15 protein-coding genes and 1 pseudogene are annotated in these 17,924 nt (G+C 63.0%); all 16 read right to left on the reverse strand.

The window, feature by feature from the left end; genetic code table 11:
- Window positions 1-12: 12 nt before the first annotated feature.
- The 16 genes and pseudogenes from H7C86_RS09040 to murD all read right to left on the reverse strand — a co-directional run bounded on the left by H7C86_RS09040 (window position 13) and on the right by murD (window position 17,919).
- Window positions 13-501, reverse strand: a complete 489-nt coding sequence (locus H7C86_RS09040; RefSeq protein WP_372448908.1) for a hypothetical protein — start codon at window positions 499-501, stop codon at window positions 13-15.
- A gap of 131 nt (window positions 502-632) precedes the next feature.
- A complete protein-coding gene (locus H7C86_RS09045; RefSeq protein ID WP_019748863.1) occupies window positions 633-1,997 on the reverse strand; it encodes a DNA polymerase IV in 1,365 nt (454 codons plus the stop codon).
- A gap of 36 nt (window positions 1,998-2,033) precedes the next feature.
- The gene (locus tag H7C86_RS09050; protein WP_042952111.1) at window positions 2,034-2,372 is read right to left on the reverse strand and encodes a TfoX/Sxy family protein; all 339 of its coding nucleotides are present in this window, start codon (window positions 2,370-2,372) and stop codon (window positions 2,034-2,036) included.
- Between the two features lie 69 nt (window positions 2,373-2,441).
- Window positions 2,442-5,555, reverse strand: a complete 3,114-nt coding sequence (gene ileS, locus H7C86_RS09055) for an isoleucine--tRNA ligase (RefSeq protein ID WP_182261435.1) — start codon at window positions 5,553-5,555, stop codon at window positions 2,442-2,444.
- A gap of 420 nt (window positions 5,556-5,975) precedes the next feature.
- Window positions 5,976-6,161 (reverse strand): annotated as a pseudogene (locus H7C86_RS37925) (hypothetical protein); the annotation flags it as partial.
- A 49-nt stretch (window positions 6,162-6,210) separates the two neighbouring features.
- Window positions 6,211-7,038: a DivIVA domain-containing protein gene (locus tag H7C86_RS09065; RefSeq protein ID WP_182261436.1), complete on the reverse strand. Its 828-nt coding sequence runs from the start codon at window positions 7,036-7,038 to the stop codon at window positions 6,211-6,213.
- A gap of 126 nt (window positions 7,039-7,164) precedes the next feature.
- The gene (locus H7C86_RS09070; protein ID WP_003941780.1) at window positions 7,165-7,443 is read right to left on the reverse strand and encodes a YggT family protein; all 279 of its coding nucleotides are present in this window, start codon (window positions 7,441-7,443) and stop codon (window positions 7,165-7,167) included.
- Between the two features lie 189 nt (window positions 7,444-7,632).
- The gene (locus H7C86_RS09075) at window positions 7,633-8,283 is read right to left on the reverse strand and encodes a cell division protein SepF (protein WP_003941752.1); all 651 of its coding nucleotides are present in this window, start codon (window positions 8,281-8,283) and stop codon (window positions 7,633-7,635) included.
- An 85-nt stretch (window positions 8,284-8,368) separates the two neighbouring features.
- Entirely contained in the window at window positions 8,369-9,118 is a 750-nt protein-coding gene (locus H7C86_RS09080; protein WP_182261437.1) for a YggS family pyridoxal phosphate-dependent enzyme, read from the reverse strand.
- Between the two features lie 6 nt (window positions 9,119-9,124).
- On the reverse strand, window positions 9,125-9,892 hold the full coding sequence (gene pgeF / locus H7C86_RS09085; RefSeq protein WP_019748869.1) for a peptidoglycan editing factor PgeF: 768 nt from the start codon (window positions 9,890-9,892) through the stop codon (window positions 9,125-9,127).
- A 108-nt stretch (window positions 9,893-10,000) separates the two neighbouring features.
- A complete protein-coding gene (ftsZ, locus tag H7C86_RS09090) occupies window positions 10,001-11,188 on the reverse strand; it encodes a cell division protein FtsZ (RefSeq protein ID WP_003941788.1) in 1,188 nt (395 codons plus the stop codon).
- 258 nt (window positions 11,189-11,446) lie between these two features.
- Window positions 11,447-12,253 (reverse strand): cell division protein FtsQ/DivIB, encoded by an 807-nt coding sequence (locus H7C86_RS09095; RefSeq protein WP_019748870.1) that lies wholly within the window; start codon window positions 12,251-12,253, stop codon window positions 11,447-11,449.
- On the reverse strand, window positions 12,250-13,758 hold the full coding sequence (gene murC / locus H7C86_RS09100; RefSeq protein ID WP_019748871.1) for a UDP-N-acetylmuramate--L-alanine ligase: 1,509 nt from the start codon (window positions 13,756-13,758) through the stop codon (window positions 12,250-12,252). Before murC ends, H7C86_RS09095 begins: the two co-directional genes overlap by 4 nt.
- Window positions 13,755-14,924 (reverse strand): undecaprenyldiphospho-muramoylpentapeptide beta-N-acetylglucosaminyltransferase, encoded by a 1,170-nt coding sequence (gene murG / locus H7C86_RS09105; RefSeq protein ID WP_019748872.1) that lies wholly within the window; start codon window positions 14,922-14,924, stop codon window positions 13,755-13,757. Before murG ends, murC begins: the two co-directional genes overlap by 4 nt.
- The gene (gene ftsW, locus H7C86_RS09110) at window positions 14,921-16,399 is read right to left on the reverse strand and encodes a putative lipid II flippase FtsW (RefSeq protein WP_182261438.1); all 1,479 of its coding nucleotides are present in this window, start codon (window positions 16,397-16,399) and stop codon (window positions 14,921-14,923) included. Before ftsW ends, murG begins: the two co-directional genes overlap by 4 nt.
- Window positions 16,396-17,919, reverse strand: a complete 1,524-nt coding sequence (murD, locus tag H7C86_RS09115) for a UDP-N-acetylmuramoyl-L-alanine--D-glutamate ligase (protein WP_047890080.1) — start codon at window positions 17,917-17,919, stop codon at window positions 16,396-16,398. The genes ftsW and murD overlap by 4 nt, the downstream gene beginning before the upstream one ends.
- Between the last annotated feature and the right edge of the window lie 5 nt (window positions 17,920-17,924).

The raw sequence follows: 17,924 nt of genomic DNA on the forward strand, positions 1-17,924 counted from the left end.
GTTGCGCAGAGATCAAGCAGCGCAAGCAGGCGAGGTCAGACCTGCAACGCCGACGATCTGGCAAGCGGTGGTCTTCGAGAGCTTCCAGACGCCGTCCTCGTAGACGAACGAAGCCTGCAGACCCTGCTGCAGCGGCTGGCCGTTGACGACGATGTTCAGCGAAGCTGCGGCCGTCTCGCTACCCGTGTCGGTGACCGGGTCGAGGATCTCGACCTGCGCGCCGGCAGCCTTGGCGGCAGCGGCGACCTGGTTGATCAGCTCGGGATCCTGCTCGGCACCCTGGACGAGGTTGACCTTGTCTGCGGCCGGAACGGTCTCGTCGAGTGCCTGAGCGACCTTGGCGTTGAGCTCAGCGGACGTCGGCAGGACAACCTCGGACGTGGGTGCCGCAGCGGTGGTGGTCGTGGGCTTCGCCGAAGTCGTCTTGTCGGAGTCTCCTCCGTCCGAACCACAAGCGGTCATCGTCAGGGCTGCTGCGATCGCCACGGCTGCAACGGTCATCTTCTGAAGCTTCAACTTCTCAGTCCTATCCATTCGGGTGTTCACATTCGAGCGTCAGTCGAACATCGTGCTTGCTCGAGGATCGTCGACAACATTACCCAACGGTAAGCGGAAAAAGTCTAAGGACATCCTCAGAGAAGGCTGTCGACCGCATCTGCTACCTCGAGCACCTCATCCGATTCGGCGAAGGTTTTGGCTATTCCCGTTCCGCTGGAACGGGTTTCGAAGCGAACTGTCACCACTCCGTGCCCGGCGCCCTGCACCCAACCGTGTCCGTATTCTGGATGCTTCACGTCCAAACCAGGGTGCCAGTAGCGCTGCGGGACGCGTGCGGCCACCGGAACGTCGAGTTCGGCCTCATCGAGGGCGCCCGTGAGAGTCTCGACCGGATAGCCGGGAACATCCTGATCCAACTCGGGAAAAAGTGATCCTTGCCGAACGGTGGACAAACCGGCGAATCCCACACCGACCAGGCGAATCGGCCCCAATTCCTGTGGATCGATGACCTGTTTCTGCGCGGTCGCGACAAGGATTTGGCGGTCGATGGTGGCAAACGGCAGCGTCACGGATCGAGTCAAGATACTCATGTCGGACTTCTTGAGCTTCAGTACGACGGTGCGAGCAGCTCTTCCGTCCTTCTCCAGCCTGGAAAATGCTGCACGACCACTACTTTCGACGGCTGCGCGCAGTTGCGCCATCGTGACGATGTCTGCGGCGAACGTGGATTCCGCGCTGATCTGCTTGGATTCGGCACGCTCGGCGACCGGCCGATCGTCGATCCCCTGCGCGAGGCGGTGCAACCCCGGTCCGACAGTGGTTCCGAGTATCGACGCCACCTCCGCTATGGGAGTGCGGGCAAACCCTCCGATGGTTTCGATGCCGAGACGCTTGAGCTTTTCCTCGGCAACAGGGCCGATCCCCCACAGCTTTCGCACCGGAAGTGGATCGAGCAACTCGTGCTGCATCCCGGGAGGAATCACTGCGACGCCGTCGGGCTTTGCCAGTCCCGACGCGATCTTGGCGACCTGCTTACCTGCGCCGGCACCGATCGAGGCAACCAACCCGGTCTCGGCTTTGATCAACGCCCGCAGGTCCTCACAAAACGCGCGGACCTCGTCGGCGCCGACTCCGGCCAATTCCACTGGTTCGCCGAAGGCCTCGTCCACCGACAATTGCTCGAGGATCGGCATACGAAGGCGCAACGCGTCGAAGGTGCGTTTACTCAGAACCGAATACAACGACATCCGCGGTGGCAATACCACCGCTCCGCCACCGACCATCCGGCGTGCTTGGTGCATCGGCATCGCAGAACGCGCACCGAAAACTCTCGCTTCGTAACTTGCCCCGGCCACCACTCCGCGCCCGCCCAAGCCGCCGACCAGCACCGGGCGACCTCGCAGCGTGGGACGCGTCAACTGCTCGGCGGAAGCGAAAAATGCATCCATGTCGAGATGCAGCACCCACCTGCGACTTCGTGTGGGATCACCTTGATTCATCGGGCGTTACGGTTCTCTCAAAAGTAGGTGCAGAATCTACGTCCGCGCCTTCTTCTTGGGCGACTTCTTCTTCGGCAGGGGTAGTACGTCGGCAGTCCGTTGAATGAAGGCGTGCAGGTGATCGAGGTCCTGCAGCCGTTCCTCCGGAACCCGGTAGTAATCCTTCGCTCCCGGGTACGGCGGAGCCAGATCGGCCTCTGATCCGAACTCCGTACTGACCTCGGTGGGTTTGACGAACAGAACGTCTCCGCAGATCAAGCCCACGATCTTCTCGTCGCAATACAATCCGTACTCGCCGAACATCGCCCTTGCCCGCACGTCGAGCGGTTCCAACTGCTCGAGAATGCGCGCCACGGTTTCCTTGCTCGTACTCATGAGAGCAAACTACTCCGGCACCCCGACATACAGACATTCATCGGGGAGCCGGAGTAGTTATGGCGGTATTTAGACCTTCGTGATCGCGGCGCGGATACCGTCACCGAGATCGACGGCGTCGTCTCCCGCTTCACCCACCGAGAACGAGGTGGCCAGAACCTCACCGGCGATCAATTCGCGATGACGCTCCGCCCACTCCTTGCAGTCCTGCGGAACCTCGAGTACGACGTTGATCCGGTCCGAGACGTCCAAACCGGCGGCACGACGCGCATCCTGCAACTGACGGATACGGTCCTTCGCCCAGCCCTCGGCTTCGAGTTCCTCCGTCACGACGGAATCGAGTACGACGAGTCCCGCACCGTCGGGCAATGCAGCCGTCGAATCAGGCTCGGCTGCAACCAGTTTCTGCGTGTACTCCTCGGGCAGCAGTTCGATGCCCGCCGCAACTACGACGCCGTCCGCGTTCTCGGTCCAGTCGCCCGCCTTGACCGCCTTGATGACAGTCTGAACGGACTTGCCCAGACGCGGTCCTGCAGCACGCGCGTTGACCGCGATCTCGAAGCGCCCGTGCACGTCGACGTCATCGGTCAGATCGACCTTCTTGACGTTGACCTCGTCGGCAATCAGTCCGAGGAACGGACGCAGACGCTCGGCATCCGGCGCCGCAACCGTGACCTCGGGCAGCGGAAGACGAACTCGCAGATTCTGCGCCTTGCGCAGGCTCAGCACCGTGGAGCACACGGTCCGGACGTCGTCCATCGCCGCTACCAGCTCGGGGTTCGCGGGGAGCTCCGACGCCTCCGGCCAATCAGCCAGGTGAACCGAGCGCTCCCCGGTCAACCCGCGCCAGATCACCTCGGATACCAGCGGCAACAGCGGCGCAGCGAGACGCGTCACGACCTCGAGCACGGTGTGCAGGGTGTCGATCGCGTCGCGATCCTCATCCCAGAACCGCGAACGAGACCGTCGCACATACCAGTTGGTGAGCGCATCACAGAACAACCGAAGCTCGTCGCACGCGCCGGCGATGTCGTTGACCTCGAGGGCCTCGGTGATCACGTCGCGGGTGGTAGCGAGCTTGGCCAGGATGTACTGATCGAGGATGTTCTCCGAATCGGTACGCCACACACCGGATTCCGGCGCGTACAACTGCAAAAAGCTCCAGGCGTTCCACAGCGGGAGCAACGCCTGACGTACGCCTTCGCGGATGCCCTGCTCGGTCACGATGAGGTTTCCGCCGCGCAAGATCGGCGAGGACATCAGGAACCATCGCATGGCATCGCTGCCGTCGCGGTTGAACACCTCCTTCACGTCCGGGTAGTTGCCCTTGGACTTGCTCATCTTCAGTCCGTCGTCGCCCAGCACGATGCCGTGCGCAGCAACGGTTTTGAACGCCGGACGATCGAAGAGTGCGGTTGCCAGCACGTGCAGCGTGTAGAACCAGCCGCGAGTCTGCCCGTTGTACTCGACGATGAAATCGCCCGGGAAATGGCCCTCGAACCATTCACGGTTCTCGAATGGGTAGTGCACCTGCGCGTACGGCATCGAACCGGATTCGAACCAGCAGTCGAGCACCTCGGGAACGCGGCGCATCATCGACTTCCCGGTCGGGTCGTCGGGGTTCGGGCGGACCAGGTCGTCGATCATCGGGCGATGCAGATCGGTCGGACGCACGCCGAAGTCTGCCTCCAACTGATCGAGCGATCCGTACACGTCCGTACGCGGGTACTGCGGATCGTCCGACACCCACACCGGGATCGGGCTGCCCCAGTAACGGTTTCGGCTGATGTTCCAGTCTCGTGCACCTTCGAGCCACTTGCCGAACTGGCCGTCACGGATGTGCTCGGGCACCCACGTGATGTCCTTGTTCAGCTCGACCATGCGATCTCGGAACTTGGTGACCGCGACGAACCACGAGGGAACCGCCATGTAGATGAGCGGCTGCCCACTGCGCCAACTGTGTGGGTACGAGTGCTCGATCGTCTCGTGCCGCAGCAGCTTTCCGGCAGCCTTGAGGTCCTTGATGATGACCGGGTTGGCGTCGAACACCATCAGGCCCTCGTACGGCGGAACCATCGAGGTGAACTTTCCACCCGGATCGAGCGGCTGTACGACCTCGATACCGTTGGCCGTGGCCACGTCCATATCCTCTTCACCGAAAGCCGGTGCGAGGTGGACGATTCCGGTTCCGGAGTCGGTTGTCACGTAGTCCGCCGAGAGCACGACGTGCGCATTCGGATGTCCGAGGAAGAAGTCGAACGGCGGTGTGTACGACATTCCGACCAGTTCGGCGCCCTTGTGACGGGAAACGACCTCGGGGTCCTCCCCCAGCTCACGTGCGTAATGAGCTACCCGTGCTTCTGCGAGCACGTACCGCTTTCCGTCCTCGCCGAGCACCTGGACGTAGTCGACCTCGGGATGAACCGCAGTGGCCAAGTTGGACGGCAGTGTCCACGGAGTCGTGGTCCAGATGATCGCGTTCGCGCCGTCGAGGGGTGAACCCGGAGCGACCAGCGGCATGTCGACCGTGACTGCAGGATCCTGACGCATCTTGTACGCGTCGTCGAGACGAGTCTCCTGATTGGACAGCGGAGTCTGCTCGTACCAGCTGTAGGGCAGCACACGGAAGCCCTGATAGATCAGGCCCTTGTCGTGCAGCTCCTTGAAGGCCCACATGACGGACTCCATGAAGTCGACGTCCAGGGTCTTGTAGTCGTTGTCGAAATCGACCCAGCGCGCCTGGCGGGTGACGTAGTCACGCCACTCGTCAGTGTACTTGAGCACCGAGGCCTTGCAGTACTCGTTGAACTTGGCCAGACCCATGACTTCGATCTCGGCCTTGTCCTTGATGCCGAGCTGCTTCTCCGCTTCGAGCTCTGCCGGAAGGCCGTGGCAATCCCAGCCGAAGCGTCGTTCGACCTTGCGTCCACGCATTGTCTGGAAGCGCGGCACCAGGTCCTTGACGTACCCCGTCAGCAGGTGGCCGTAGTGCGGCAAACCGTTTGCGAATGGCGGTCCGTCGTAGAAAACGAACTCTTCGTTACCGTCCCGATTGGAAACCGACGCACGGAAGGTGTCGTCGTCGTCCCACTGTTTCAGGACTTTCTGTTCCAGTTCGGGGAACTTGACTCCGGTGTCGGCGGGGACACCGTAGTCGACTTTGGGATACCCGTTACTCGCCATAGCGATCTCCTCGTGCCAGTCGGACTCGGCACGGGGACGACGTGACGCTTGTGCGCCGACACCGCGGTACCACCCCGTTTGCACCCCGCAGATCCGTGCTTTCACACCGGATCTCGAGCTGCCACTCGATCGAGCTGTGACGGGCTCACCCGTTCGGTTCTACTGGGTCCTCGACACGTACGAAAGCGTCGACAACCGTTCTTCCGAAAGCTCCCCGGTGATTGCCGGATCACAGCCTGGTATTCGTGTTGGACAGTCTAATACTCGTCCTGGACCTTGTCGGAACTCGCCCTAGGTCTTGTCGGGGGCACCCGGCGACCCGCCGTGGTTTCCCTGATTGTCGTCGTTGGCAGTAGCTGCATCATCGGTCGAGGAATCCGAGGAACTCTCGACTCGACCGTAAGGCGACGACACGCCGCTGCCCGATATCGGGTCATCCAACGAAGGAACCGCCTTCCTGCTGGTCAGCGCACTGACCAGCAGGAGGACGGCACCTGCTACACAAATCGCGATACATGCCCACGCCCAGATCAGCGACCCTGTGGTCAGGGCAACGATCAGGAGAGCGAAGCCAACTCCCGCGAGAACCAACGTCACGACCAGCACGTATCAACCTTTGTCCGGTCCGATAGCTGAGCCGACGAGGCGCTCTCGGTCAGCTGTTTCCCTTGGCGAAGGACGGGCTGTAGGAATCCTGTCCACCGTCGACCGGAACGGCCGAGCCACGCTGTTCGAGCTCTTCGAGCTGCGATTCCAGGTAGGACTTCAGGCGCACCCGGTACTCACGTTCGAACGTCTTGAGCTGCTCGATACGGCCCTCGAGGACCGAACGCTGCTGGTTGATGGTCGCCATGATTTCGGTGTGCTTCTTCTCGGCGTCTGCCTTGAGAGCGTCTGCCTTCTCCTGAGCCTGGCGAAGCTGGGTCTCGGAGCGAGTCTGAGCGTCGGTCAGCATTGCCTCCGACTTGTTGCGCGCATCCGCGATCATGCCGTCGGCCTTGCTGCGAGCCTCGCTCATGAGCTGCTCGGAGTTGGTGCGAGCACTGCCGAGCAGCTGCTCGGATTCGGTCTTGGCATCGTTGGTGAGGCGATCCGCCATCTCCTGAGCCAGTCCGAGGACCTTCGCGGCCTGCATGTGGGTGTCGCCACTCTGCGGCGCTGCAACGGCAGCGGCGGCGGGAACCGGAGCTGCAACGGGTGCAGGCTTGGGCGGTTCGACAACCCGAGCGGGCTCCGGCTTGGGCTGCGCTACGACGGGTGCTGCCTGCTGAGCAGGTGCCGGCGACTTCTTGGCAGCCGCGAGCTCCTGATCCAGCTCACCTACGCGCTGGCGCAGGTCCGCATTCTCTTCGATGAGCTGCGACAGCGCCTGCTCGACGAGGTCGAGGAATGCGTCGACCTCGTCCTCGTTGTAGCCACGCTTGCCGATAGGCGGCTTGCTGAACGCAACGTTGTGCACGTCAGCTGGAGTCAGTTGCGGCATGGAAGGATCCCTTCACGCGTCATTTGGCGGTCTAGCAAGCATTCAGTTGCAACACAGTCTACGTAGTGGCGAACCACCGGATGAGTTATGGCTTCCATTCTGGCATACCACTCACTCGGACTGCGCTCAGCGAACAACCGACATCAGGATGATGACGATGAAAAGCAAGACCATGATGGATAGATCCAAGCGAACTCCACCGAGGTTGATCGGGGGGATCAACCTGCGGAGCAGTTTCACCGGAGGATCGGTGATCGTAAAAATGGTTTCGAGAATGACTGCGACCAATCCGGTCGGTCGCCAATCTCTGGCAAACGAACGAACGAACTCGACGATCACTCTGCCGATCAGCAACAGCCAGAAGACAACCAGCACCAGATAGATCACAGAGAGAAGCGCGTCCACACCCTCACTCTGCCTGACTTCTGCGGTGTGTCCAAAACAGACACACCGCAGCAATTCCGGAACCGGCCCGCATCGAGTCCGTCTTGTAACGGCCGGCGATGGGTCCGAATGCGGCGTCCGCCGAGACGGGCCGCCGTTCGAATGTGCTCACGTCACCCCTGCTCAGGGGCCGGACTGCGGTCGAGACCATCATTTCTGGCTGTAGAAACCCGTCTCCGCGATACGACGGCGTTCCTCAGCGGAAACGTCGATGTCAGCCGGTGAGAGAAGAAACACTTTGGTGGCTACCTTGTCGAAAGAACCACGCAATGCGAACGCCAGGCCGGCCGCGAAATCGACCAGACGCTTCGCGTCGGCGTTGCTCATGTCGACCAGATCCATGATGACGGGAGTGCCGTCGCGGAACCGCTCACCGATGGTGCGGGCCTCTGCGTAGCTCTGCGGACGCAATGTCGTGATCTTGGCGAGCGGGCCGCCGTCATCGACAACAGGCGCACGTCGCGCTTCGGGGCGCTCTGCACGGGCGTCGACCGCGAGGTTTCCACGGCTTGCCGGACGCGGCGCCATCGCCGGGCGGCTACTGCGGCTGGGAACGGTGTCGACGCGGGGCCGGGAATCGTAGCGATCGAACTCCGCGTCCTCTTCGTCACGACGACTGGGCGCGTAGCTCGCCTTCGAGAAGGCAGGTTCGACGAACTCGCGGTCGTCGCGCTCGGCATAGCCGTCGTGACTACGACGGGGTGCGCGGCGAGCCTGATCGGGCTCCTCCACGTATTCGTCCTCGTAGTCATCGAGGGGAACCATGCCGAAGTAAGCCTTGAACTTATGCAGGTTGCTCATTGATCGACCTTCCTTGGCGCGGCGGAATCAATCCGACTGCGACCGGTCGCAGCGGTGTGGACGGGTTGGGCGATCACCTGAGCGATCACCTCGAGATTACTGGTCGTGAGCCGAGCAGTGCGGTTCCGACACGCACGCACGTTGATCCGTGGCGCACTGCGGCCTCCAGATCACCGGTCATGCCAGCCGAGAGTTCGGTTGCCCGAGGATGCGATTCGAGAATCAAAAGATGTGCCCTGCGGAGGATTTCGAACTGCTCGTCCGGATCTGATCCAAGTGGCGGGACGGCCATCAGTCCCGCAAATTCGAGACCTTCGGCTGATTCGATCCGCTCGGCGAGAGGAGTTAGCTCTCCCGTGGAAACTCCGCCACGCGCAGGGTCTCCGTCGAGACTTACCTGGATGAGCACCCGCAGCGGCGCTTTACGCTCCCCGTCGGACAAAGCTCCGAGCGCCGCCCGATCGAGTGCATCGGCCAGTCGTGCACTGTCCACCGAGTGAATTGCGTAGGCCCACTTCGCTACCGAACGCGCTTTGTTGCGCTGCAACTGCCCGATCATGTGCCAACGAACCGGATCGTCGATCGCGCCGCTCTGAGCAGCGCCGTCGAAGTCCGCGACCTTCTCCACTGCTTCCTGCTCACGAGACTCACCGAATTCACGGCAACCCAGTTCGTACAGGATTCGGGCGTCGGACGCCGGAAAGAATTTGGTAACTGGCAGCAGTGCTACGTCGGAAACTTCACGACCGGCGGCAAGGCAGGCGGCCGCCAGCCGCGCACGCACCGAGTCGAGTGCCGTCGATATTTCTGTCAGCCGCATATCCGTCTGGCGCATTTCTGCCTAGACGGTTTCCTGCGCTGCGGGCGCTTCCATCCAGATCACTGCAGCTTGACGCCCGGTCAGAGATTCTCGGCGATGACTGAACAACGCGCGATCCTCGATCGTGCACCGCGGGTCCTCGGCAACACCGGACACACCCGCGGCGAGCAACTGCTTACGCAGTCCCGCACGCAGATCGAGTCCCGGCGTGCCCTTCTCGGTGCGAGTTGCGCTGCCCGGCAAGTGTTTTTCCACGTCCGCACGCATCGCGGCGGGAACCTCGTACTGGCGTCCGCTCGCTGCCGGGCCGAGGAAGGCACCGATACGTGAGACGTCCGCGCCCTGTCGCACCATCTCCGCGAGGACACGCGGGACGATACCGATGCGGGCACCGATCCGTCCGGCATGAACTGCCGCGATCACACCGGCCTCCTCGTCGGAGAGCAGAACGGGAACACAGTCTGCGCTGAGGGTGGCTAGCGCCAGGCCGGGAACGGTGGTGACCAGAGCGTCCGTCACGGGAATCACTTCGTCGGTCGGTTCCGTCACGACAGTGACGTTGCGCGAGTGGATCTGTTCCATCCACACGAGATGGTCAGGCTCGACGCCTATTTCGCGTGCCAGACGACGGCGATTCGCCTCGACGGCTGCCGGATCGTCTCCGACGTGATCGCCGAGATTGAACGACTCGTACGGCGACGCGGAAACACCACCGGCTCGGCTGGTCACGACGCGGCGAATGCGGGTGCGGGTGGTCGACTTCTCGGTACTCAAGATATGTGTGCTCACAAACGTCGAAAGTTGTCGTCCGGCTCAGACGTGACCGGACATCCAGTCAAGAACAGGGTACCCAGAAATTCCGGGCACCCTGTTCTCGAAACTGTTTGTAGCCCTGCGTCAGCGACGCATGAAGACAGGCACATCGACGTCGTCGTCGCCCTCGTCTTCCTGGACCGGCGCATGGCGTGGGCCACCGATCGGAGGCAAGCTACCCGAGCCCGTCGTCTCGCGCGCTGCGGAAATCGGCTGCTCGCCAGCAGGTTCGGCGGCCACCGGTGACCGGCCGACCTCACCCGCGCGCCCGGCGCCGATAGCTCCACGTCCCTGTGCGGTCGACTCCACGGGACGACGAGCCGGAGCTCCTCCGTCGAATCCCGCAGCGATGACCGTCACACGAACCTCGTCACCGAGTGAATCGTCGATGACCGTTCCGAAGATGATGTTGGCGTCGATGTGCGCGGCTTCCTGCACCAGCGAAGCCGCCTCGTTGATCTCGAACAGGCCCAGATCGCTACCGCCGGCAATCGACAGGAGAACGCCGCGGGCGCCTTCCATCGATGCTTCGAGGAGAGGCGAATTGATCGCAGATTCCGCCGCCTTGATCGCGCGTCCCTCACCACGTGAGGATCCGATGCCCATCAACGCACTGCCTGCACCGGACATGACACCCTTGACGTCCGCGAAGTCGACGTTGATCAGACCCGGGGTGGTGATGAGGTCGGTGATGCCCTGGACACCGTTGAGGAGAACCTCGTCGGCGCTGCGGAAGGCGTCCATGAGGCTGACGGCCGCGTCACCCAGCTGGAGCAGGCGATCGTTGGGAATGACGATCAGCGTGTCGCAGGACTCGCGGAGCGCCTGGATTCCGGTATCCGCCTGTCCCCCACGACGCTTGCCCTCGAAGGAGAACGGCCGAGTCACGACGCCGACGGTGAGTGCGCCCAGCTTCCGGGCGATGCTTGCCACGACAGGGGCACCACCGGTTCCGGTGCCACCACCCTCGCCTGCGGTCACGAACACCATGTCGGCGCCCTTGATGACCTCTTCGATCTCGTCCTTGTGATCTTCGGCTGCCTTGCGACCCACTTCAGGGTCAGCACCGGCGCCGAGGCCACGGGTCAATTCACGACCGACGTCGAGCTTGACGTCGGCGTCACTCATCAGAAGGGCTTGCGCGTCCGTGTTGACCGCGATGAACTCGACTCCCTTGAGTCCCTGTTCGATCATGCGGTTGACTGCGTTCACGCCGCCGCCGCCGATGCCGACGACCTTGATTACGGCGAGGTAGTTGTGCGGGGGCGTCATCGGCTCTCGCCTTCCGTGTCGTGTTTCACGCTGTTTGTCAGTGCTGCTGTCTTTTTACTGCTGCTGTATTTGTAACTGCTGGTGTATTTGTTACTGCTGGTGTTCGAGATAAACTCTAAACCTCAACCATAGGGTTAGAGTTATGTCAAGTATTCGATCTGAAACGAAACGCTATGCACCGTCGTCGCGTTCCGCCATTAGGCGCGCCGAGACACACCGAAGTATTTGCCACGCACCGGCGCACGGGTGCACCGTGCGCTATCGGACCGTCGGAAGATCAGGACTGGACACGTCGTACGTCTGCCCCGGTTGAGTCAACAGAGGAAGCGTCACGGCAGCCTTACGATCCGAGTGCTCGACACCGCCCCAGTTTACGACGCGACCGTCGAGCAGAGTCAGCGTGACACTCGAAATCGACCGAGCGGCAACCTCTCCCACCTGAAATCTCAGATCCGGCGGCAACACCGACAACACCTCGAGCGCGGCAAGCGTCGGCTCGTCGTTCCATCCAGGCGTCGGTGTCACCAGACGCGGAACCCCCGGCGGCGGGACTCCCATCTCGAAGTCGACACCCTTCTCGTCCAGCAGGTGTGCCCCCTCGGGTGAGTCGACGAAGACAACCGGTACCCGTTCGGTGACGGTGACGCGAATGGTCGACGGATACATCCGCTGCACTCGGGCGGAGGCCACCTTCGGAATCGTCGCTACACGTGCGGCGGCGGCGCCGGTGTCGACCCGCATCAACGGCTGACCGGTCGGTACTGCCAGGAGCGAAAGGATCTGTTCCTCACTGACCGTCGTCGCACCGAGAACTTCGGTGCCCCGGACCGAGAGCACGGGAGACAACCAGGCCGTCAGCGCAATTCCCACCACCAGCACGATTGCCAGCGGTGCCACGATCAGCGGTCGCTTGAACCACTTACGAGTCGGCGTGGGTTCGGGAGCCGGCTCCGTCGACCGCGTCGAATATCGCGATTCGGTGCGAGTACTGCGCCGACGCGTACTGGTGGCTCGCCTGGCCTGAGGATCTCGACGCCCGCGACGACTTCGTGCGTCGGGTGTCATCGCGGCGCGGGATGCGGCGCCGAACGCAAAGCATCGAGGATCTGTTTGCCGAGCATGGTCACGTCACCGGCGCCCATCGTGATGACGATGTCGCCGGGGTGAGCCAACGCCGCCACCTGCTTCGGTGCCTGCGACAGATCGGGTTGATAGTGAACAGGTTTGGTGACCGATTGAGCGACAAGCGCACCGCTGACTCCCGGCATCGGCTCTTCGCGAGCACCGTAGACATCGAGAACCACTACCTCGTCGGCCAAGTCCAGTGCCTGCGCGAACTCCACGGCAAATGCCGCTGTGCGCGAATAGAGGTGAGGTTGGAAGACCACGATCACACGTCCAGCTGCCGAATTGGTCGACGACGAATCATCTTCCGGTCGAACCAGATCCGCGGCCGCGCCGAGAACCGCGCGAACTTCGGTCGGATGGTGGGCGTAGTCGTCGAACACCCGGACACCACGCTCGCGGCCGGTGAACTGGAAGCGGCGGTGGACGCCACCGAATCCGGCGAGCCCCTCGACGATCTCCTCGGTCTCGGCGCCCGCATCACGGGCGGCCAGCAGGGCGGCAAGTGCGTTGAGCGCCATGTGCCGACCCGGCACTGCCATCCGCACGGTTCGCGCGGCGCTCTCACCGGCCAGTTGGAACTGCAGGACTCCCCCGACGTCGTGTGCATGGAAGCCCAGTAGTCGGACTCCGACCTCGACGCCGTCGACAGGCTCGAAGGCAGTGCCCGCTTCTACTTCCTGCGCATCCGCTGATCCGTAACCGAGCACACGGATGTCCGAACGACCCGAGGCCACGATTCGCTTCGCGAGATCCGCAGATCCCGGATCGTCGAGGCAAGCAATCAAGAGTCCACCCGGACGTAGCTTGTCGACAAAATCGTCGAACACCTTCACATACGCTTCGACGCTGCCGAAGTAGTCGAGGTGATCGGCCTCGATGTTGGTCACGACGATCACGTTGGGGTCGTACTGAAGCAGCGACCCGTCGCTCTCGTCCGCCTCGGCGACAAAAACGTCACCGCTGCCGTGATGGGCATTCGTGCCCGCCTCGTTGAGTTCGCCGCCAACGGCAAACGAGGGGTCGAAACCGCAGTGCTGCAGGGCGACCACGAGCATCGAGGTCGTCGACGTCTTGCCGTGTGTTCCCGAAACCAGGAACGTGCGATTGCCCTGCATGAGTGATGCAAGGACAGCCGGCCGAAGAATCACCGGGATTCCGCGGCGAGCGGCCTCGACGAGTTCCGGGTTGTCCTTCGGGATAGCTGCGTGCGTCGTGACGACGACGGTCGGTCCACCTGGCAGCAGGTCGAGAGCATCGGCGTCGTGGCCGATCCGGACCTGTGCCCCGCGTGCACGAAGCGCCAGGACTCCTCGGCTCTCCTTGGCGTCCGAACCCGAGACAAGGCCCCCGCGGGAAAGCAGAATTCGAGCGATGCCGGACATACCGGCACCGCCGATTCCGACCATGTGTACTCGCTCGAGGTGGGCGGGCAGCGCGGTCATCGGTTTCCCCTTGCGTTTTCCTGGACGGCGTTTTCCTTTGCCGCGATGTCGAGCACGATCCGTGCGATCTCGGTTGCCGCCGTGCGGTGCCCGACATTGGCAGCGCCACTGCTCATCTTGTCGAGACGCGCGCTGTCGCTCAGCATCGGGACGACGGTGCCGGCGACGAACGTCGGCGTGAGCTCGTTGTCGGAGACGATGATCGCGCCGCCCGCTGCGACAACGGGTTTCGCGTTGAGTTCCTGTTCACCGTTGCCGTGCGGCAACGGAACGTAGACGGCCGGTAGTCCGACCGCCGAGACCTCGGCGACCGTCATCGCGCCCGAACGACAGATCGTCGCGTCGGCTGCGGCATACGCGAGATCCATCCGCGAAAGATAAGGAACAGCCACATACGGTGCCGTCTCCGAGTACTGCGTGACCTCGAGGGAGTTCTTGGGTCCGTGTGCGTGAAGGACCGAGATCCCGGCCTTCGCCAGTTCTTCCGCTGCTCCGGACACCGCGTCGTTGAGCGACTTCGCGCCTTGCGATCCGCCGAAGACGAGCAGAACGGGACCGTCCTGAGGCAGTCCGAAGTACTCGCGAGCTTGCGAGCGGAGTCCCGCTCGATCGAAATTGGCGATCGACGCGCGAACCGGGATGCCGACGATCTCGGCGTCCTGATCGCCGCGGTTCTTCACTCCGGAACCCGGAACAGCGGCAAGCACCCGCGTCGCCAGACGAGCACCGATCTTGTTCGCGATACCGGCACTGGCGTTCGCCTCGTGGATGACGATCGGAATCTTGCGCCGGCGCCGAAGAACACCACCACGTGCGGCAAGATACGCCGGAAGCGCGACGTAACCACCGAAACCGACGATCACGTCGGCGTCGACGGAATCGAGTACCTCGCGGGTCTTGCGCACCGACGCGAGGATGCGCGTCGGCAATTTCACCAGATCCATCGTGGGCTTACGCGGAAGCGGTACCGGCGGAATGAGCTCGAGCGTGTAACCGCGGGCAGGCACCAAGGTGGTTTCGAGACCACGTGCTGTCCCGAGTGCGGTGATCCTGGTGTCGGGCTGAGCGGCCTTGACCGCGTCCGCGACCGCAAGTGCGGGTTCGATGTGACCAGCCGTGCCTCCCCCTGCCACCACTACCGACAGAGCCGATTTGTTGCCGCTCACCTACGAATTCCTCGCTCTCGAACTTCTCGTGGATCTTGTGCCCTACGTGTCGGCGCCTGCCGACGCTGACCATTCTGCCCTCCCGCGGTGCGCTTCCGTGACCCAGCGGCCGCACCTCGGTTGGAATCCGCGGAAGGGCGAGCGCCTTGATCTGCCCGCTTGCGTCGATCGCCCGTCTCGATCGCGCGCCGGCCGTCGCGTCCGCGTGCCGGTTCGATCTGTCGTGCGGGCTTCGGTCGACGGATCGGCCGGCCCCCTGACGGCGGGTGGTACAGCACCGGCTTGGGCAGTCTGAGCAACTTCGAGATCTTGCCGTCCTGCCCGGAGTTCAGAGCGGCAACTGCTTCTGGCTCGTGGCGCGCTGCATTGGCGATGACACCGAACATGAACAGCGTGATCGCCAAGGACGAACCACCGGCGGAGACCAAGGGCAACTGGAGTCCGGTCACCGGCAGCAGTCCGATGACGTAACCGATGTTGATCATCGCCTGGCCGACGATCCAGGTAGTTGCGGTGGCCGACAGGAGCCGCCAGAACGGATCGATGCTGCGGGCTGCGATCCGCAATCCCGTGTACACGAATACAGCGAACAAACCGATCACCACAGCGCAGCCGACAAATCCCAGCTCTTCGCCGATGATCGCGAAGATGAAGTCGTTGTGCGCGTTCGGCAGGTAGTTCCATTTGGCGACGCTCTGCCCGAGTCCGCGACCGAAAAAGCCGCCGTCTGCGAGCGAATACAAGGCCTGCTTGGCCTGATAGTTGTTGCCCTGCAGGTCATCGCTCTTGTTGAAGAAGGCCTGGACTCGGTCGGATCGATACCCGGCCGTCATGGCCAGGACAGCGGCGCCGACAACGCCTGTCAGCGCTATCGAGCCGAAGAGTTTCAGTGGAAGCCCACCGAACCACAGCAGGGCCCCGACGATGATTCCCAGTGCGATAGTCGTACTGAGGTTCGGCTGCGCGACGACCAAGGCGAAGACCAGCATTGCAGCGGGCACGAGCGGAATCAGGATCGACTTCACAGATCGGTCGTCCGGACGCCTCGAGGCCAACAGATGCGCGCCCCAGATCGCCAAGGCGACCTTCATGATTTCCGATGGTTGCACCGAGAATCCACCGACGTTGAACCAGCGACGCGCACCCTGCGCTTCGGTGCCGATTCCCGGAATCAGGACGAGTACCAGCATGATCAGCACGACGACGAACAGCGGAAACGAATACTGCCGGAGCACTCTCGCCGGGATCCGCAGCGCGACGTAGAAGAGCACCGCCCCGAGGATCGCGAAGATCAACTGCTGGGTGAACAACGAATATGCCGAGCCACCGGACACGTACTGCTCGACGCTCGACGCCGACAGAACCATCACGAGCCCCAAGACAGTCAACATCGTGGCAATCGTCACCACCAGGTGGAACGACGCCAACGGCCGCGCCAACCAGGCACCGATTCGGGTCTTGGGACCCTTGGTCATAGCAAGTTCCCGGCTTGGCCAGGCGAATCCGTGAACGGATCGGGTAATGCGGCTACGGCGGCGGCGAAACTGTCACCACGATGTCCGTAGCTGGCGAACATGTCCAAGGACGCGGCGGCCGGGGCAAGTACAACTGCATCACCGGGGGACGCCAACTCGGCAGCTTCGACGACCACTGCGGCCATGACGGCATCCGCGTCGGCACCCGACGGCAGCCGGATGGTGAGAGTCGAGTTGCTGCTGTTTTCGCTCACCACTTCATCGTCCCCCGACAGCACGTGCACCACGGGAACATCGGGCGCGTGTCGCGCCAGCGCGTCCTCGATCACACCGGCGTCACGGCCGAGAAGAACAGCGCCGGACAGTCTCGGTCCCACTTCGCTCACCAACTGCTCGACGCTTGCGCCCTTGAGTAGACCGCCTGCAACCCAGACGACGCGGTCGTGCGCGAGTATCGACGGCCTGGCTGCGTGCGGATTGGTGGCCTTGGAATCGTCGATGTACACAACGGACCCGACACGACCGACCAGGGCCCCTCGGTGTGGGCCGACCTTGTGCGCGGCCAGACCGCGTTCGACGACGTCGGCCTCGAATCCGAGTGCCCGCGCCAAAGCGGCAGCGGCAAGCGCGTCCATGACGCCTGCCGGGCCGGCCGGATCTATGGAAGCTGCTTCGGCCAAGCGGACGTGATCGCCGAAAGCGTTGTCCACGAGGTGTCCCGCTTCGACACCCAGTTCTCCTTCGCCCGGTTCACCCAATCTGAACCCGGTGACAATGTCTGCAGTTGCGCGAGTTCCCAGTTCGGAAGCGATTGCGTCATCGAGGCCGACCACCGCGACCTTTCCACTCAGCGCCCGCGACTTGGCCTCGGCGTACGCGCTCATTCCGCCGTGCCAGTCGAGGTGATCCTCGGCGACATTGAGGACCACGCCGGCATCCGGACGCACCGAAGGTGCCCAGTGCAATTGGAAAGACGACAGTTCGACAGCGAGGTACTCCACGCGCGGCGACGTCTCGGCGAGTGCCTCGAGTATCGGAAGCCCGATGTTCCCGCAGGCTCGGCCGACAACTCCGGCGGCGTCGAGAATCGAGGCCAGCATCGACGTCGTCGTGGTCTTTCCGTTCGTCCCCGTCACGACGAGCCATTTACGGGGTCCGCCGAAGTGCCCGCTGTGGTCGACGCGCCACGAGAACTCGACGTCTCCCCAGATGGGAATCCCGTGACCGGCGGCCGCTGCAAGGATCGGTGCGTCCGGCCGAAAGCCCGGACTGGTGACGACGAGCCCGTACTCGGTGATCGAATCCGGGGCATCCTCGATCGAGGTGGTGGTCACCATGTCCGCGCCGAGTTCGGCGCAGCGCTGCGCAAAGTCGAGGGTCGAATCGGCGACCGTCACGACAGCGCCGAGCGCGACGAGAGGTTCGATGGTCGCTTGACCGGACACCCGCCCACCGGCGACCAGCACTCGCGTACCGCGGAGCCAGGACAGGTCGTTCTCGGAATCCGCTGAGCTGGTCATGGTTT

Origin of the sequence: Rhodococcus sp. UFZ-B548 (genome assembly GCF_903819475.1) — a bacterium.
Classification (GTDB): domain Bacteria; phylum Actinomycetota; class Actinomycetes; order Mycobacteriales; family Mycobacteriaceae; genus Rhodococcus_F; species Rhodococcus_F erythropolis.

What these genes read in the sequence shown, in the direction of transcription:
- H7C86_RS09040 (WP_372448908.1), bottom strand. Translation starts at nt 501, where the DNA reads ATGACCGTTGCAGCCGTGGCGATCGCAGCAGCCCTGACGATGACCGCT.
- H7C86_RS09065 (WP_182261436.1), bottom strand. Translation starts at nt 7,038, where the DNA reads ATGCCGCAACTGACTCCAGCTGACGTGCACAACGTTGCGTTCAGCAAG.
- ileS (WP_182261435.1), bottom strand. Translation starts at nt 5,555, where the DNA reads ATGGCGAGTAACGGGTATCCCAAAGTCGACTACGGTGTCCCCGCCGAC.
- H7C86_RS09075 (WP_003941752.1), bottom strand. Translation starts at nt 8,283, where the DNA reads ATGAGCAACCTGCATAAGTTCAAGGCTTACTTCGGCATGGTTCCCCTC.
- murC (WP_019748871.1), bottom strand. Translation starts at nt 13,758, where the DNA reads ATGACCGCGCTGCCCGCCCACCTCGAGCGAGTACACATGGTCGGAATC.
- ftsZ (WP_003941788.1), bottom strand. Translation starts at nt 11,188, where the DNA reads ATGACGCCCCCGCACAACTACCTCGCCGTAATCAAGGTCGTCGGCATC.
- H7C86_RS09045 (WP_019748863.1), bottom strand. Translation starts at nt 1,997, where the DNA reads ATGAATCAAGGTGATCCCACACGAAGTCGCAGGTGGGTGCTGCATCTC.
- murD (WP_047890080.1), bottom strand. Translation starts at nt 17,919, where the DNA reads ATGACCAGCTCAGCGGATTCCGAGAACGACCTGTCCTGGCTCCGCGGT.
- ftsW (WP_182261438.1), bottom strand. Translation starts at nt 16,399, where the DNA reads ATGACCAAGGGTCCCAAGACCCGAATCGGTGCCTGGTTGGCGCGGCCG.
- H7C86_RS09080 (WP_182261437.1), bottom strand. Translation starts at nt 9,118, where the DNA reads ATGCGCCAGACGGATATGCGGCTGACAGAAATATCGACGGCACTCGAC.
- H7C86_RS09050 (WP_042952111.1), bottom strand. Translation starts at nt 2,372, where the DNA reads ATGAGTACGAGCAAGGAAACCGTGGCGCGCATTCTCGAGCAGTTGGAA.
- H7C86_RS09095 (WP_019748870.1), bottom strand. Translation starts at nt 12,253, where the DNA reads ATGACACCCGACGCACGAAGTCGTCGCGGGCGTCGAGATCCTCAGGCC.